The sequence below is a fragment of the Rahnella perminowiae genome, from assembly GCF_019049755.1.
GTDB classification, from domain to species: Bacteria; Pseudomonadota; Gammaproteobacteria; order Enterobacterales; family Enterobacteriaceae; genus Rahnella; species Rahnella perminowiae.
In genome coordinates this window covers 11,564-28,598 of record NZ_JAFMOS010000643.1, presented here as the reverse complement: position 1 = coordinate 28,598, position 17,035 = coordinate 11,564, and the positions used below count along the sequence as shown (strand labels likewise).

13 protein-coding genes are annotated in these 17,035 nt (G+C 52.9%); 7 read left to right on the top strand and 6 right to left on the bottom strand.

Annotated features, from left to right (window positions below; genetic code table 11):
- Positions 1 to 55 precede the first annotated feature (55 nt).
- Entirely contained in the window at positions 56 to 1,129 is a 1,074-nt protein-coding gene (gene queA / locus J1785_RS25635) for a tRNA preQ1(34) S-adenosylmethionine ribosyltransferase-isomerase QueA (protein WP_129992095.1), read from the bottom strand.
- A gap of 133 nt (positions 1,130 to 1,262) precedes the next feature.
- Here queA and J1785_RS25630 point away from each other — a divergent pair, with 133 nt between their 5' ends.
- From J1785_RS25630 to ggt, 3 genes are all read left to right on the top strand, one after another.
- Positions 1,263 to 1,844: an ACP phosphodiesterase gene (locus tag J1785_RS25630; RefSeq protein WP_217221006.1), complete on the top strand. Its 582-nt coding sequence runs from the start codon at positions 1,263 to 1,265 to the stop codon at positions 1,842 to 1,844.
- A 224-nt stretch (positions 1,845 to 2,068) separates the two neighbouring features.
- The gene (locus J1785_RS25625) at positions 2,069 to 2,671 is read left to right on the top strand and encodes a peroxiredoxin C (RefSeq protein ID WP_013576674.1); all 603 of its coding nucleotides are present in this window, start codon (positions 2,069 to 2,071) and stop codon (positions 2,669 to 2,671) included.
- A gap of 256 nt (positions 2,672 to 2,927) precedes the next feature.
- Positions 2,928 to 4,679: a gamma-glutamyltransferase gene (ggt, locus tag J1785_RS25620; protein ID WP_129952861.1), complete on the top strand. Its 1,752-nt coding sequence runs from the start codon at positions 2,928 to 2,930 to the stop codon at positions 4,677 to 4,679.
- A gap of 143 nt (positions 4,680 to 4,822) precedes the next feature.
- Here ggt and proY read toward each other — a convergent pair whose 3' ends face one another.
- From proY to J1785_RS25605, 3 genes are all read right to left on the bottom strand, one after another.
- On the bottom strand, positions 4,823 to 6,247 hold the full coding sequence (gene proY, locus J1785_RS25615; RefSeq protein ID WP_217221005.1) for a proline-specific permease ProY: 1,425 nt from the start codon (positions 6,245 to 6,247) through the stop codon (positions 4,823 to 4,825).
- A gap of 163 nt (positions 6,248 to 6,410) precedes the next feature.
- Positions 6,411 to 7,730 carry a branched-chain amino acid transport system II carrier protein gene (gene brnQ, locus J1785_RS25610; RefSeq protein WP_129992097.1) on the bottom strand — a complete coding sequence of 440 codons (1,320 nt, stop codon included), beginning with the start codon at positions 7,728 to 7,730 and terminating at the stop codon, positions 6,411 to 6,413.
- A 442-nt stretch (positions 7,731 to 8,172) separates the two neighbouring features.
- A complete protein-coding gene (locus J1785_RS25605) occupies positions 8,173 to 9,276 on the bottom strand; it encodes a cobalamin-independent methionine synthase II family protein (protein WP_129952864.1) in 1,104 nt (367 codons plus the stop codon).
- Between the two features lie 273 nt (positions 9,277 to 9,549).
- Here J1785_RS25605 and J1785_RS25600 point away from each other — a divergent pair, with 273 nt between their 5' ends.
- Both J1785_RS25600 and J1785_RS25595 read left to right on the top strand, forming a co-directional pair.
- A complete protein-coding gene (locus J1785_RS25600) occupies positions 9,550 to 9,831 on the top strand; it encodes a type II toxin-antitoxin system RelE/ParE family toxin (protein ID WP_217221004.1) in 282 nt (93 codons plus the stop codon).
- A complete protein-coding gene (locus tag J1785_RS25595; RefSeq protein WP_217221003.1) occupies positions 9,824 to 10,156 on the top strand; it encodes a helix-turn-helix domain-containing protein in 333 nt (110 codons plus the stop codon). Before J1785_RS25600 ends, J1785_RS25595 begins: the two co-directional genes overlap by 8 nt.
- Positions 10,157 to 10,189: 33 nt before the next feature.
- Here J1785_RS25595 and phoR read toward each other — a convergent pair whose 3' ends face one another.
- Positions 10,190 to 11,509: a phosphate regulon sensor histidine kinase PhoR gene (phoR, locus tag J1785_RS25590; protein ID WP_129952867.1), complete on the bottom strand. Its 1,320-nt coding sequence runs from the start codon at positions 11,507 to 11,509 to the stop codon at positions 10,190 to 10,192.
- 22 nt (positions 11,510 to 11,531) lie between these two features.
- On the bottom strand, positions 11,532 to 12,221 hold the full coding sequence (phoB, locus tag J1785_RS25585) for a phosphate response regulator transcription factor PhoB (protein ID WP_013576682.1): 690 nt from the start codon (positions 12,219 to 12,221) through the stop codon (positions 11,532 to 11,534).
- 227 nt (positions 12,222 to 12,448) lie between these two features.
- Here phoB and sbcD point away from each other — a divergent pair, with 227 nt between their 5' ends.
- Together sbcD and sbcC are read left to right on the top strand one after the other, a co-directional pair.
- Complete coding sequence (gene sbcD / locus J1785_RS25580; protein WP_129952868.1) at positions 12,449 to 13,687, top strand: exonuclease subunit SbcD; 1,239 nt, start codon at positions 12,449 to 12,451, stop codon at positions 13,685 to 13,687.
- Complete coding sequence (gene sbcC / locus J1785_RS25575) at positions 13,684 to 16,932, top strand: exonuclease subunit SbcC (RefSeq protein WP_217221002.1); 3,249 nt, start codon at positions 13,684 to 13,686, stop codon at positions 16,930 to 16,932. The genes sbcD and sbcC overlap by 4 nt, the downstream gene beginning before the upstream one ends.
- The last annotated feature ends 103 nt before the right edge of the window (positions 16,933 to 17,035 follow it).

The window sequence follows — 17,035 nt, the reverse complement described above, 5'->3', positions numbered from 1 at the left end:
GTGGCATCACGCCCGGAAAAGAAAGCCCGGATGCACCGAGTGCGTCCGGCGCGGTTTACTGCTGCCCCACCACTTCCTGTGGCGCCAGCGGGTTACGGTTGATAAACATCGCATCACCATAACTGAAGAAACGGTATTGCTCTGCGACGGCCTGATGATAGGCATTCAGGGTATTTTTATAGCCGGCAAACGCCGACACCAGCATGATCAGTGTCGATTCAGGCAGGTGGAAATTGGTGATCAGGGAGTCAATAACCTGATAGTGATAACCCGGGTAGATGAAAATCTTGGTATCACCGAAGAAGGGCGCAATCAGCGCATCTTCGCTGGCCTTCGCCGCGCTTTCCAGCGAACGTACCGAGGTTGTGCCCACCGCCACGACTTTATTACCCCGCGCTTTACAGGCCAGCACCGCATCCACAACTTCCTGAGGCACTTCGGCATACTCAGCATGCATGATGTGGTCTTCGATGGTGTCCACGCGAACCGGCTGGAAAGTTCCGGCGCCCACGTGCAGCGTCACAAAAGCAAATTCCACACCTTTTTCTTTCAGCGCATCCATCAGCGGCTGGTCGAAGTGTAAACCGGCGGTAGGGGCTGCCACTGCGCCGGGACGTTCGCTGTAGACTGTCTGATACAATTCCCGATCAGCATCTTCATCGGGGCGATCGATATATGGCGGCAGCGGCATATGGCCGATTTCGTTGAGCAGAGTAAAGACATCACGATCTTCATTAAATTCCAGCTCAAACAAGGTATCGTGGCGCGCCACCATAGTCGCTTTAATATCTTCGTTGTCACCAAGCAGCAGTTCAGCGCCCGGCTTTGGCGATTTAGACGCACGTACGTGCGCCAGAACGCGGTGAGAATCGAGCACACGCTCAACCAGTACTTCAATTTTACCGCCGCTGACCTTACGGCCGAATACGCGGGCCGGGATCACGCGGGTATTGTTAAAAACCAGCAAATCACCGGGATGAATTTTATCCAGAATATCGGTGAACACGCCGTGCGTTAACTCACCGCTCGGCCCGTCCAGAGACAACAAACGACAGCCGCTGCGCTGGGTCTGCGGATAGCGGGCAATCAGGGATTCAGGGAGTTCAAAAGAAAAATCGGCAACACGCATGGCTTTTCACTTCACTTAACGACAAAAACAGGCGGCTTAGTCTAGAGGGACGGGACATCCCCTGCAAGCTTCTGCGCTAATAAAGGCATCACAGCCCTGTCAGAGATCAACTTTCCTGCGTTATACTCGCCCGATGAATTTTTTAGCGCATCTCCACTTAGCCTCTCTGGCCGAAAGTTCCCTGACCGGCAACCTGCTGGCTGATTTCGTTCGCGGCAATCCTGACGGACAATATTCAGCTGAAATTGTCAGCGGGATCCGCATGCATCGCCGCGTAGATACCATGACCGATTCGCTGCCGGAAGTGAAAATTGCCCGCCGCTATTTTCGTGAAGATTTTCGCCGCGTCGCGCCCATCACGCTGGATGTCGTCTGGGATCACTTTCTCTCCCGCCACTGGGCGACACTTCATCCACAGCAATCGCTCGAAGATTTTCTCGACGCCTGTCAGCAGGAAATTGAACCGCTGCTGCCTGAAATGCCTGAACGTTTCCGGAATCTGAATGCGTATTTATGGCCTGAACGCTGGATGGAACGTTATGCCGCACTGCCTTTTATTGGGGACGTATTACGCGGTATGGCCAACCGGAGGCCGAAACTTAGTGCGCTGACCGGCTCTTTCCACGATATCGAATTGAATTACGATGCCCTTGAGCAGCTTTTTTGGCAGTTTTATCCGGTCATGATGCAACAGGCGAAAGACCGACAACTCTGATCAATCTCATCAGTTCTGTGAACCGTCCCGCAATTCCCTGCAACACAAGAGGTTGTTGTTAAAGAACTCTGAGACTTACGTCAAAGACTGATAGCCGGATACTATCTGATTGATTGGTGCGATGGGGTTTATTCACCCGCAGCTTGCCCCTATACTGACAGTCGTTTTGTTCATCCTTTCCTTTCACCTACGACGCCCTCTTGGGTTTCATAAGGAGTAATATTATGGTTCTGGTAACTCGCCCAGCCCCTGACTTCACCGCAGCAGCCGTACTGGGCAGCGGCGAAGTAGTTGAAAACTTCAACTTCAAAAAACACACTGCAGGCAAACCAACTGTTATCTTCTTCTGGCCAATGGACTTCACTTTCGTCTGTCCTTCAGAACTGATCGCTTTCGATCACCGTTATGAAGAATTCCAGAATCGTGGCGTAGAAGTGGTAGGCGTGTCCTTCGACTCCGAGTTCGTTCACAACGCATGGCGTAACACCCCAGTTGAGAAAGGCGGCATCGGTCCTGTTAAGTACGCGATGGTTGCTGACATCAAACGCGAAATCCAGAAAGCCTACGGTATTGAACATCCGGACGCCGGCGTTGCACTGCGTGGCTCTTTCCTGATCGACAAAGAAGGTGTTGTCCGTCACCAGGTAGTGAATGATCTGCCACTGGGTCGTAACATCGACGAAATGCTGCGTATGGTTGACGCGCTGCAATTCCACGAAGAGCACGGCGAAGTGTGCCCGGCTCAGTGGGAAAAAGGCAAAAAAGGCATGGGCGCATCCCCGGATGGCGTGGCCAAATATTTGTCTGAAAACGCATCAAATCTGTAATTCCTTCACGGTTTTATGATGCATAACGGTCAGCCTCGCTGGCCGTTTTTTTTTGCCTCTTATCCTGCACGATCACATTTTTCCCTCCCCGCTTCCTCACTCTCTGTTATTTAGGTCTACGCTGAAAACGGTCAGGCTACGTCATCATGGCGCGACGTTTGCATAATAATGGTCGGACTAAAATAACAAAAAAGCGTTATCACACAATAACCTGAAGGTTATGACTCAAAAGACAGGGTAATAAACAGGAGCCTATATGTTACGGAAATCACTCATCGCGCTGGCCTTGCTGACCAGCTTCCCGCTCTGCGCCGCATCTAATCCTGCGGTGGAAGCCAAAAACGGGATGGTCGTCACTTCGCAATATCTGGCCTCTCAGGTCGGCGTCGATATTCTGAAAATGGGTGGCAACGCTATCGATGCTGCCGTGGCTGTCGGCTACGCGCAGGCTGTCGTTAACCCATGCTGTGGCAATATTGGCGGCGGAGGCTTCATGACGGTGCATCTTGCCAACGGTAAAGATACCTTTATCAACTTCCGTGAAACTGCGCCTGCTGCTGCCAGCGCCAATATGTATCTGGATGCTGACGGCAACGTGAAGAAAGGTGCCAGCCTGTACGGGTATCTCGCTGCAGGCGTACCCGGCACAGTATTGGGCATGGATACGGTGCAGAAAGAATATGGCAAACTGACGCGCCAGCAAGTTATGGCACCGGCAATTAAACTGGCCCGCCAGGGCTTTGTGCTGACCCGCGCCGATACCGATATTCTCGACACCACCGTGAAACGCTTCAAAGAAGATCCTGAAGCGGCTCGTATTTTCCTGCGCAAAGACGGCAGCCCGCTGCAACCCGGCGACAAACTGGTGCAAACCGATTTAGCCAACACGCTGGAGTCCATCTCCCGGCACGGTCCGGATGCATTCTATAAAGGCAAAATCCCGGCGGCGGTTGAGGCCGCTGCGAAAAAAGGTGGCGGCATCCTGACAGCGGCCGATTTCGCGAACTATAAGGTCACTGAAGACGCCCCTATCACCTGCAGTTACCGCGGATATAAATTCGTATCGGCTCCGCCGCCGAGTTCCGGCGGCGTCACGATGTGTGAAATCCTCAACATTGTTGAAGGCTATGATCTGAAAAGTATGGGGTTCAACTCTGCAGCCTCTATACACACCCTTACCGAGGCCATGCGCCATGCGTATATGGACAGAAATACCTATCTCGGCGATCCGGAGTTTGTGAAAAATCCCGTCGACCGTCTGGTCAGCAAAAGCTATGCCGAAGAAATCCGTAAGAAAATAGAAGCGGATAAAGCCACGCCTTCGACGGCGGTTCAGCCTGGCATGGAACCCCACGAGAAGCCGGAAACGACTCATTACTCTATTGTCGATAAAATGGGGAATGCCGTTTCAACCACCTATACGGTCAATGGCCGCTTTGGTTCAGTGGTGATTGCACCGGGTACGGGCTTTTTCCTGAATGATGAGATGGATGACTTCACGACCAAAGTCGGCGAGAAGAATTTGTACGGACTGGTACAGGGAACCAAAAATGCCATCGCCCCCGGTAAGCGCCCACTATCGTCTATGAGCCCGAGTCTGGTGACCAAAGACGGTAAAATCTTCATGGTTCTGGGGTCGCCGGGCGGATCACGTATTATCACCATTACTTTGCAGTCGGCGCTGAATGTTATCGACTACGGCATGGCACCACAGGAAGCGGTGGATGCCCCCCGTATTCATCATCAGTGGCTGCCGGATGAGGTCTATTATGAGCAGCGTGGCGTTTCTCAGGACAGCCTGAACATCCTGCAGAAGATGGGTTACAAGATGGTGGAGCAGACGCCATGGGGCGCGACAGAGCTGATTATGGTGGGGTTACCGGGGGCTGCTGGCGTGACATCGGCGAACTCAGGTAATGACTCGGCGGTGTCAGGCAAGGTTCGCGAAGGTTATCTCTACGGTGCAAATGATGTGCGGCGACCTGCAGGTGCCGCCATCGGCTATTAACCTTCATCCTTCGGGCTGTCTCTGCGTTGACTGCCTTGATACAGCCCGAATGATTTGGTTAATAACAATTTATAAACAGTAAAAAGCCCCCGAAATCATCTGATATCAAGGGCTTTAAAATTTACCGGAAGGTAAGTGCTTGCTTACGCTTTGTTGCTCAGCGCCAGCGCTTCTTTCTTGCGATCGTTACGGCGTTTGAAGGCATAACCCACCAGTAATGCCACTACCCACACCATCCCGACATACAGCGAAATACGGGTATCCGGGAAGTAACCAATCAGGCCAATGATGAACACCAGGAAAATGATCCCGAACACGGAGGTGTAAACACCTCCTCGCAGCGGGAATTCAAGTTCTTTCACCTGTTGTTTGCTCAGTTTGCGACGAAAACCAATCTGGGAGAACAGGATCATAATCCACACCCAGACCGTCGCGAAAGTCGCCAGAGACGCAATCACCAGAAACACAGCCGACGGCATGATGTAGTTCAGATAAACCGCTACCAGCAGTGCCGCCATCATCACCAGCACGGTGACCCACGGCGTGCCCAGACGCGATACCTTGCTGAACATTTTCGGTGCCTGCCCCTGCTCTGCCATACCATGCAGCATACGGCCCACGCCGAATACATCACTGTTAATCGCCGACAGCGAGGCGGTGATCACCACGAAGTTCAGGATTGCCGCCGCCGCGGTAATACCCATGTGCTGGAAAGTCAGCACGAACGGGCTGCCCTGTGTCCCCACCTGATTCCAGGGGAAAATAGACATGATCACAAACAGTGTACCCACGTAAAATACCAGAATACGCAGCGGCACGGAGTTGATGGCTTTAGGGATAGATTGTTTTGGATTTTCTGCTTCACCGGCCGTGATCCCGATGATTTCAATGCCACCATAAGCAAACATTACCAGTTGCAATGACAAAATTGTCCCCATGATCCCCTGACTGAAGAAGCCGCCGTGACTCCACAGATTGTGGATGCCGGTCGCCTGCCCGCCATTACCGATGCCCCAGAAGATAATGCCAAAGCCTGCCACGATCATGATAATGATGGTCAGAACCTTGAAGAACGAGAACCAGAACTCCAGCTCGCCAAACACTTTTACGCTGACCAGATTAATCGCGCCGATAATCAGCACCACGCTGAGAACCCAGGTCCATTGCGGCACATCCGGGAACCAGACGCCCATATAAATACCGAACGCCGTGACATCAGCGATAGCGACGATCAGGATTTCGAAACAGTATGTCCAGCCGGTGATGTAACCTGCCATCGGCCCGAGGTAATCCTGCGCATAACGCGAAAATGAACCACTCTGCGGGTTGTTAACCGACATTTCGCCGAGGGCACGCATGATGATAAACGCGATAATTCCGCCGACCAGATACGCCAGCAATACACTCGGCCCGGCCATTTTAATGGCGTCTGCCGAGCCATAAAACAAACCGGTTCCGATGGCTGAGCCCAGTGCCATAAAGCGGATATGGCGCGTTGTCAGGCCACGTTTTAACTTCGTGCCCGGCGCTTCTTGTTGCGCGATTGGTTGTTCAGCTTCTTGCTGCATGTGCGTTAACCCGTGTTGTTTTTTTTGATATCAAAAATCGTATTCTAAAAAAATGACTTTTAGCCCGCCAATGAAAAAGCCACGGAAGGGTTCTCCGTGGCCTGATTGGCGAAACATTCGTCAGACATTCATGCTTTTAGCTCTTCGAACATTCACCCGATGATCACTGATGCGCGGTTACGCTGCGCGGGCCGCTGATTTTGTCATATATTCCCACCAGCACCAGCATTAATAATGAAGGCGGTAACCAGGCAAGACCTTGCGCAGCCAGTGGCAGGTTAGCGGTCCAGGCGGGCATCAGGTCAGCAAAAGCAGAGGCTTTGATCCCATCAACAATGCCGAACACCAGACTTACCACCATGACCGGAGCCACGATACGCGTGGTGCTGTTCCACCAGCGCAGGGTGAAACTCAGCACAACCAGCGCGATACATGGCGGATAAATCGCCGTCAGTACCGGCACTGAAATCTGAATCAGATGGCTCAGCCCCAGGTTGGACACCAGCATGGAGAACAGACCCAGAATGAAGACCAGTGTCTTATAAGACAGCGGTAAATACTGGGCAAAGAACTCCGCACAGGCACACGTCAGGCCAACCGCCGTCACCATGCAGGCAATAAAAATCAGCGCACCGAGGAAGAAACTGCCAATGCCACCAAAGGTGTGCGCCACATACGCATGCAGAATAATCGCGCCGTTAGTCGCGTCAGGCACCAGTGAAGCACTGTTTTCGCCGAGTTTGAACAGGCTGAGATAAACCAGCATCAGACCCAGACCGGCAATCAGACCCGCCAGAACCGTATAACGGGTCAGCAGTTTGGCATCCGTAACACCACGGGAACGCGCGGCATTGACGATAACGATACCAAACACCAGCGCCCCCAGTGTATCCATGGTCAGATAACCGTTAACGAAACCGCTGGAGAACGGCACCGTCTGGTAAGCATCCACCGCTGGCATCGGAGAACCCGCTGGCCAAAGTACAGCAGCGATACCCAGTGCCGCCAGCGCGACCATTTTCAGTGGCGCGAGGAAATGTCCGACGGTATCGAGCAAACGGCCCGGATACAGAGAGATGCCAATGACCAGAGCGAAATAGATCACGCTGTAAATCAGTAAAGGCAGCGGGCCGTCACCGGTCATCGGTGCGATCCCCACTTCAAAAGATACGGTTGCCGTGCGTGGCGTAGCAAACAGCGGACCAACGGCCAGATAACACACGGTCGCCAGAAGAATACCGGCACCACGACCAATTGGCGTACTCAGGGCATCCACACCGCCACCAACGCGCGCAAGTGCAATGACCGTCATCACGGGTAGCCCGACGGCGGTAATCATAAACCCGGCAGCAGCCCACCAGACGTCATGGCCTGCCTGCAGGCCAACCATTGGCGGGAAAATGATATTTCCGGCCCCGACGAATAAGGCGAAGGTCATGAAACCCAGCGCCAGAATATCTTTATTTGTTAAACGAGTACTCATGATGGGTGTCGTGTTGCCTGTTCAAATGAATAAAGTGTCCGATGCTGCCGTCGCGCCACGTCGTCAAAAGGATGAATGTCCTGAAAAAGTCAGAGAGCATCAATATAAGGATCGAAGTGAGCAAAACGCCTGATGATATGCAGATGATTACGTTGTTATGCAGGGAGTATCGAGCGACAGCGAAGGCTAAGGTAAACTTTTATAGCGTATAAAGGCAAGACGTGATCGAAAAAGCAGAGTGTTTGACCAGATTAATATATCAAAGCAGGGATATTCACTAAATACCGTCAAAAACACACCATATGATATGTATGATTTTTAAACTAACGAAGCACAAGATACGCCCAGATAAGACAAAAAATGCGTGAAATCACCATCTGCAGGTTATTTCACGCACAATACTCAGCATATTCCTGAAGCTGAATTTCCAACGCGTCAGGGGTTACCAGACGCGGGCAGCGATATCGACCACCAGCTTCAGTTTTTCCCACTGCTGCGCTTCGGTCAGGCTGTTACCCTCTTCCGTAGACGCAAAACCACACTGCGGGCTGAGGCAAATCTGGTTAATATCCAGATATTCAGCGGCTTCTGCCAGTCGTGATTCTACTGTTTTTGCCAGTTCCAGTTCACCGGATTTGGTGGTAATCAGCCCCAGGACCGCCTGCTGATGGCCTTTTTTGATGAAACGCAGCGGCTCGAAGCCACCGGAACGCTCGTTGTCATATTCCAGGAAGAAGGCATCGATGTTCACGCCACCAAACAGGATCTCCGCCACCGGCTCATAGCCACCTTCTGAAATCCAGGTGGAACGGAAGTTGCCGCGACAGACATGCAGACCAATCACCAGATCATCCGGTTTACCGGCAATCGCTTTATTCAGCACATCAGCGTAAGTACGCGCTAACGCTTCCGGAGAATCGCCCCGCTCGCGGATTTGCTTCTTTTGATCCTCAGAGCACAGGTACGCCCACACCGTGTCGTCAAGTTGCAGATAACGGCAACCGGCATCGTAAAACGCTTTAATCGCATCACGATAAACCTGCGCAAGATCGTCAAAATACTCTTTCAGATCCGGATAAACCTCTTTGCTAATGGCGTTACGTCCGCCGCGGAAATGCATCACGCTCGGGCTTGGAATGGTCATTTTCGGCACCGCCGTTCCGCTGATGCTTTTCAGGAAACGGAAATCTTCCAGCATCGGATGCGAGCCGAAACCGAGTTTGCTGACCACTTTAATACTGCGTGCTTTGGTCTGGACGCCGTTGAACTGGATCCCCTGCACTGCGTCGTAACCTTCCACACCTTCAAGACCTTCGAAGAAATCAAAGTGCCACCACGCCCGGCGGAACTCACCGTCAGTGACCACTTGCAGACCGGCTTCGCGCTGTAAATCCACCACGCGGCGGATTTCAGCGTCTTCTACTGCCCGCAGTTGCGCGGCATCAATCTCCCCGGACTGAAATTGCTTACGGGCTTGTTTAATTGCCGCAGGGCGCAGGAAACTGCCGACGACATCAGCGCGGAACGGAGGGGTTGTACGTTGCATGCATGACTCCTTTTAGCCATCCCGCTTCTGGCGGCGGAATGCGAATGATTTACATAGTGAATAATTACGCGGCGTTATATTTAGACATCTGGATGTCTAAACGTCTTTAAACCGATATTGTCATGCAGATTGCTCCGGAGCAACAGAGGAATCCTCATGAGGCTTGAATAAAATTCATGATCGCTTTGCGATGTTTCATGATGCTGAACAATATTTGCCCCATGACGATCTATGGTAATAAATACTACAGTTGTTTTTACCAGGGACGATAGCATGAACTGTTTACGTATTTTCGTTACAGAGGATTTTCACGACTTCATGACCGCCAGCAAATTGTCGGAACAGGTTATCCTCACGTCGGCACATAAACTGGCAAACGGACTTTTTGATGCGGATTTGTCCGGCAACGTTTACAAGAAGAGAATTGCGCCGACAGGGAGATCGAAATCAGGGTTTGGCCGGGCCATTGCTAAAGATTTGCTCAACTTCACAGAGCTGCAACTCGAAACAGAACTTCGGACTGGATTAATTAAAGAGGCGATGTCTAATGGCTGATGAACGTTTGCTAAAAATGCAGCGGATGGCTCAACGCTTCCATGACTCATCTGGCGTGGTTTCACAAACCACGATGCGCGATATTAACAAAATTGTCGATGAGGCCGTTCAGGAAGAGCGGCTGAGAGCCTTTGCCGAAAGTTCAGCTGAACGTATTCGTGCGTTGCGTGAGAAAGAAAAAATCAGTCAGGGTGTGCTGGCCAGACTCATCAATATGTCGGCTAACAGTATTCAAAAATGGGAACGCAACGAAACGAAACCAACGGGTGCCGCCCTGCTTTTACTGCTATTAATCGAAGAAAAAGGGTTACAGATCATTTGCTAAAAGAAGCCACAGCTTATTGCTGTGGCTTGATTTTTATCCCTTTACATCGCTTTGGCTGGCCTGTTCCGGAGGAACAATCAACTTCGGTGCCAGCGTAAACATAAAGCGCGTACCGACCCCCACTTCACTCATGACTTCAAGTTTGGTGTGGTGATGGCTGAGCGCATGTTTGACGATCGCCAGCCCGAGTCCGCTGCCGCCGGTCTGCCGCGAGCGGGCCTTATCGACCCGGTAAAAACGTTCGGTCAGGCGCGGGAGGTGCTGCGGCGCAATGCCCGGCCCGTTATCACTGATCTGGAATTGCGCACCATGCGGCGTTTGCTGCCAGCTGACTTCAATCCGCGTCCCGGCAGGCGTGTGGTTGACGGCGTTATACACCAGATTCGATACCGCACTGCGCAACTGATCTTCATTACCAAAGACGTTCAGTTTGTCATTAATGCGAAACACCACCTCATGCCGGCCGTTGCTTAACGTTTGCACCTCACGTTCGAGCATACCGAGCATCACCGGAATATCGACTTTCTCATGCAAATCAATATTCGCTGAAGCTTCGATTTTCGACAGCGTCAGCAACTGCTTCACCAGCCCGTCCATTCGCCGCGTCTGTTCCTGCATGGTATCCAGTGCTTTGGTGCGGAAAGGTTCTTCCAGTTTGGCGTCTTCCATCATTTCCAGATATCCCTGCAATACGGTCAGCGGGGTTCTCAGCTCATGACTGACGTTAGCAAAGAAGTTACGCCGTGCACCTTCGAGCTGGCGCATCTGTGTGACATCGCGTGCCACCATCAGCAGTTGCCCTTCTGAATAAGGCATAACGCGAAACTCGACGTAATGCTCATTATTGAGTTGCAGATTCAGCGCCCGGCTGAAATCGCGGGTCTGGATCCACAGCCGGAATTCCGGATAACGCAGCAGGTTGAAGATATGTTGCCCGTTATCTTCCGGCCAGCGGAAACCGAGCAGATCCTGCGCCAGCCCGTTACACCAGAAAATATTGCCTTCTTCCGTGGTCAGCACCACGGCATCGGGCAGCGATTCAGCACCGCTGCGAAAACGTTTGATCAACTGACCTAATTCGCGACGCCGACGCCGGTTGCGCATCTGCATCTGGTTAAGCCCGTAGAACAGCGGCTCCCAGCTCCAGCGGCCGTTCGGCGGCGTAATACTGCGGTCAAGCCACAGCCAGTGAGAGAGTTTGAGCTGGTTGTAATAATTCCAGCCCAGTGCCGCAACCAGCGACACAAACAGGAGCCAGCCGAAATGACCGACGAAAATACCGAGAATTAACGCTGGCAGACAAAAGAGAAAAAATTCGCCGGCCAATCGTTTCCATGACAAACGTTCTAGCACACAGATTCTCCGCTGTGAGGACTCAATAACGCGTTGAAAAACGGTATCCGGTACCACGAACAGTCTGGATCATTCTGTCATGTCCGCTGGTTTCCAACGCCTTACGCAAACGACGAATATGCACGTCTACGGTGCGATCTTCCACATAAACGTTAGTGCCCCAGACGTTATTGAGCAACTGTTCCCGGCTATAAACACGTTCAGAATGCGTCATAAAGAAGTGTAATAACTTAAATTCTGTCGGCCCCATATCAAGCGCCTGTTCGTTGGCCATCACCCGGTGAGACGAGGGATCCAGGCTTAAACCCTGCATGTCGATCACTTCTTCCACCGCCATTGGTGAGATGCGACGCATCACCGCTTTAATGCGGGCAACCAGCTCTTTCGGGGAAAACGGTTTGGTGATGTAATCATCGGCACCGACTTCGAGGCCACGCACCCGATCTTCTTCTTCACCGCGTGCGGTCAACATCATTACCGGAATTTCGCGGGTCAGCGCCTCACGTTTAAGATGCTTAATAAACTGAATACCGGAACCGCCAGGTAACATCCAGTCGAGCAGGATAAGTTCAGGATAAGGTTCAACAAGCTGCCCAATCGCTGAATCAAAATCCTCAGCTTCTACGGCCTGATAGCCATTTTGTTCCAGTACAAAACACACCATTTCACGGATTGGAGCTTCGTCTTCAACCACCAATATACGTCTAGCCATCGTAGGTCCTGCCAATAGGTTAGCGATCTTTTATTTGATTGCGGGCGCCATTATGCGTCAGTTTTGTGACAGATTTATGAATGAAAAGAATGGTTCATTACAGTCAAATATGACAGATAATTAGCGGCCATCTCGCTGAAATTGGACTGATTTATCGGGGACATCTCCCCCCGCCGACGTTTATACTTTGCCCCATTGTCGTCATCCAGGGTTCATACAGGAGTCTCATGCGCCTGATCCACACGTCAGACTGGCATCTTGGCCAGTACTTTTTCACCAAAAGCCGTGCAGCCGAACATCAGGCATTTCTGCGCTGGCTGACCGGTCAGGTGCAGCAACATCAGGTCGACGCCGTGATTGTCGCGGGTGATATTTTCGATACCGGATCACCGCCCAGTTATGCCCGCGAATTGTATAACCGCTTCGTGGTGGAATTACAACAAACCGGCTGTCAGCTGGTGGTACTGGCTGGCAACCACGATTCCGTCGCAACACTTAATGAATCACGCGAGCTACTTTCCTGCCTGAATACGCGGGTGATTGCCACTGTCGGCGAAAATCTGTCTGAACAGATTTTGGTGCTCAGTCAGCGTGACGGAAAACCGGGCGCGGTACTGTGTGCCATCCCGTTTTTACGCCCGCGTGACCTGCTGGCCAGTCAGGCCGGTCAGTCCGGCAGCGACAAACAACTGGCATTGCAGGAAGCCATCGCCGCACATTATGACGCGCTCTGGCAGGCCGCGCAGGCCAGGCGTGATGAACTCGGCATACCGCTGCCCGTTATTGCAACCGGCCATCTGACCACCGTTGGCGTCAGTACTTCTGATTCCGTGCGTGACATCTATATAGGCACACTTGACGCCTTCCCCGCGCAGGCGTTCCCGCCGGTTGATTATGTGGCGCTTGGCCATATTCACCGCGCACAGTGCGTCGCAAAAACTCACCACATCCGTTACAGCGGTTCGCCAATTGCCCTGAGCTTTGACGAACTGAGCAAGGCCAAAAGTGTGTATCTGCTCGATTTCGACGGGGCAACGCTCAGTGCCATCGATACGCTGGAAATTCCTGTTTTCCAGCCCATGCAGATACTCAAAGGCTCGCTGGCAGAAATTGAAAAGCAACTGGCGCAGTTCGAAGGCGGCGATGCACAAAAACCCGTCTGGCTTGATATCGAAGTCGCCACGCAGGATTATCTCAGCGATATTCAGCGGCGTATTCAGGCGCTGACTGCGGATTTGCCGGTGGAAGTTGTCCTGTTGCGCCGCAGCAAAGAACAGCGCATCAGCAGCATTGAGCAGCAGGAAAAAGAGACCCTCAGTGAACTGAGCGTCAGCGACGTCTTTGAACGGCGGCTGGCGCTGGAGCCGGACCCTGATGCCCCCCGTCAGGCGCGGATGCGCACTCTTTTTGCTCAGGTTGTTGAGCAGGTCACGCACGGTCAGAATGCAGAGGACAGCGCACAATGAAAATTCTCAGCCTGCGTTTAAAAAACCTGAACTCACTGGAAGGCGAATGGAAAATTGATTTCACTGCCGAGCCGTTCGCCAGCAACGGATTATTCGCGATCACCGGCCCGACCGGGGCAGGGAAAACCACCCTGCTTGATGCCATTTGTCTGGCGCTTTATCATCAGACGCCACGTCTGAACATCACACCAAGCCAGAACGAACTGATGACCCGCCACACCGCCGAATCGCTGGCTGAGGTGGAGTTTGAAGTTAAAGGCGTAGCTTACCGCGCATTCTGGAGCCAGCGTCGAGCTAAAAATTCGCCGGATGGCAACTTGCAGGCACCGAAAGTCGAGCTGGCGTTACTGGCCGGCGGCAAAATTCTGGCCGATAAAGTGCGCGACAAACTCGACGCCATCGCCACACTGACCGGGCTGGATTTCGGCCGTTTCACCAAATCCATGATGCTGTCTCAGGGGCAGTTCGCCGCGTTTCTGAATGCTGATGCCAACGACCGCGCCGAATTGCTGGAAGAACTGACCGGCACCGAAATTTACGGACTGCTGTCTCAGCGCGTCTTTGAGCAACATAAAGAAGCGCGCATCGTACTCGACGGTCTGCATCAGCGCATGTCCGGCATCGAACTGCTCAGCGAAGAACAACGCCAGACGCTGGAGGCACAGCATGCTGAACTGAACGCACAGGAAAACAGCCTCAGCCAACAGGCGCAGCAACGCCAGCGGGATCTGAACTGGCTGCAACAATGGCAACAGGTGCAGCAAAAACTTCAGCAATCTCAGTTGCAGCTGGCTGCCGCTGAGCAGGAAAATCTGGCCGCCGCGCCGCAGTTACAACAGCTGGCACGCAGTGAACCGGCGGAAAAACTGCGTCCGTTACTCAATGACCGTCAGCGTTGTCAGGAAGAGTCACAACGCCTTCAGCAGCATCTGACGCAACTGATACAGCAACAGGAACAGCAGATCGCGCAGATGGCGCCGCTGAACCAGGCAGCAGAACAGGCGCAAACTGCACGTCAGAAGCAGGCCGAAGAACAGCGCCGGATGCAAACGCTGATCGAAGAAAAAATCCTGCCGCTGGACGGTGAAATCGCTCAGTGGCACAAATCACTGGCAGAAACACAGCGGGCGGTCAGTGAATCGCAGAAACAGGCCGCTGACCAGAACACAACACTGCGGCAAATAACGGCAGAACGACAAAAACTGGATGAAGAAAACCGCCAGCATCAAACCCGGCAGACCGCACTGACCGAAGCCCTTAACGCCGCACAGCAGCGTCAGGCAGCTCTGGAAAAACAGCATCCGCTGGCGGCCTTACAGAAACGGCAAACAGAACTGATGCAACTCCGGCCGGTGCGACAACAGCTTTTTTCGCTCGCGCAACTTTTCCCGCAGCTTAACCAGCGCGTGCAGCAACAAAACCAAGATTTTGCGCAGTATCAGGTACAACTGGCTGAGGAAGAGCAGCGCCTGGATAAGATCCGCCTGCAATGTCAGACACAACTTGAACATCTCAACGACGTAAAAACGCTGCATAAACAGGAAATGCTGATCGTCAGCCTCGAAGCTGAACGCGCGAATTTGCAAAGCGGTAAAGCCTGCCCGTTGTGCGGCTCGACCTCGCATCCGGCGGTTGAACACTATCAGGAGATCAAACCTTCTGAAACCGCACAGCGCGTCGAGAAAATGCAGCTTGAATTCGATGCGGTAAAAGCCAGCGGTATCGAACTGGCGGCGAAGATCAAAAGCCTGAAAGAACAGCAAAGACGTCTGCAGATCCAGATGGAGCAGGATCAGCAGCAACTGAATGCGCAGACGGCAAACTGGCAACAGCTCAGCATGCCGCTGAATCTGACGTTTACCCTGCATGACACCACTGACATCTCGCAATGGCTGACCGCCCGCGACGAAGAAGAGCAGCAGTCTCAGGCGCTGACCGGCCAGCACGAACAGCTGGCACGGGCACTTCAACAGGCGAAAGATGCCATGACTGACGCCCTGAACCTCCAACAGAAAGTACAACAGCAAAGTGCATTGCTGACCGAACGCATTACGCGGCTGGTAGAAATAGAGGCGAAATCTCAGCAAGACCTTGTCCGGTTGCAAAAACAACAGGCCGAAGGTGAAAAAGCGCTTTCTGAGCTTCATGCCCGGCGCCTCGAACTGTTCGGCGAGCGCCAGGTGGCTCAGGTTCGCGAACACTTACATCAGCAACAGCAGGCGGCAGAAAAAGCGTTCAGTGATGCCCAGACCGCGCTGCATAAGGCGCAGGAACAACGCGACCAGCTTGCCGGTCAGCTGGCCAGTGCGCAGAAGCAACAATTACAGACCAGCGCACAACTGACACAAACGGAACAGGTGTGGCAACAGGCGCTGAGCACCAGCGGGTTTGCCGATGAAGCCGCGGTGAAAGGAGCGCTGCTTGACGACGTGCTGCGCCAACAGCTTCAGCAACGCAAAGAACATCTGCAACAACAACTGGCACAGGCACAGGCATTACTGACTGACGCCAGAGATATGCTGGAAAAGCATCGTCTTGTCCGCCCTGCTCATCTGAGTGAATCTGACGGTGATCTTAATGCCCTGACCGTGCAGCAGACGGAACTGGCTCAACAACTGAAAGCGTTACAACAACGTCTGGGCGAAGTGAAGAACCAACTGGAAAGCGACAAGCAGCGCCACAGCGGACAACAGGCGCTGATTGCTCAGATAGCGCAGGCACAGCTGACCTGCGATGACTGGGGTTATCTCAATCAGATGATTGGGTCCAGTGACGGGGCGAAATTCCGTAAATTCGCACAGGGACTGACCCTCGATCATCTGGTTTATCTGGCGAACCGCCAGCTGGAAAAACTGCACGGGCGCTATCTGTTACAGCGCAAAACCAGCGATGCGCTGGAGTTGCAGGTGGTCGATACCTGGCAGGCCGATGCGCTACGTGACACCCGCACATTATCCGGCGGCGAAAGCTTCCTGGTCAGCCTGGCGCTGGCGCTGGCATTGTCTGATCTGGTCAGCGACAAAACCCGCATCGACTCTCTGTTCCTTGATGAAGGTTTCGGCACGCTTGACGCCGACACGCTGGATACGGCACTGGATGCCCTCGACAGCCTTAACGCCTCGGGTAAAACCATCGGCGTGATCAGCCATGTCGAAGCAATGAAAGATCGCATTCCGGTACAAATCAAAGTCACCAAAGTGAATGGTCTGGGTATCAGCCGTTTAAGCAGTGAATTTAAAGTCTGACCGCGATCTTTTGCGGGGCATGTCGCTAAAAATATTGCTAGCGATATGCCCCGCCGTGGATCCTGATTGTGAGCAGGCGCCCAAAAATCGCACCAGCGCAGTG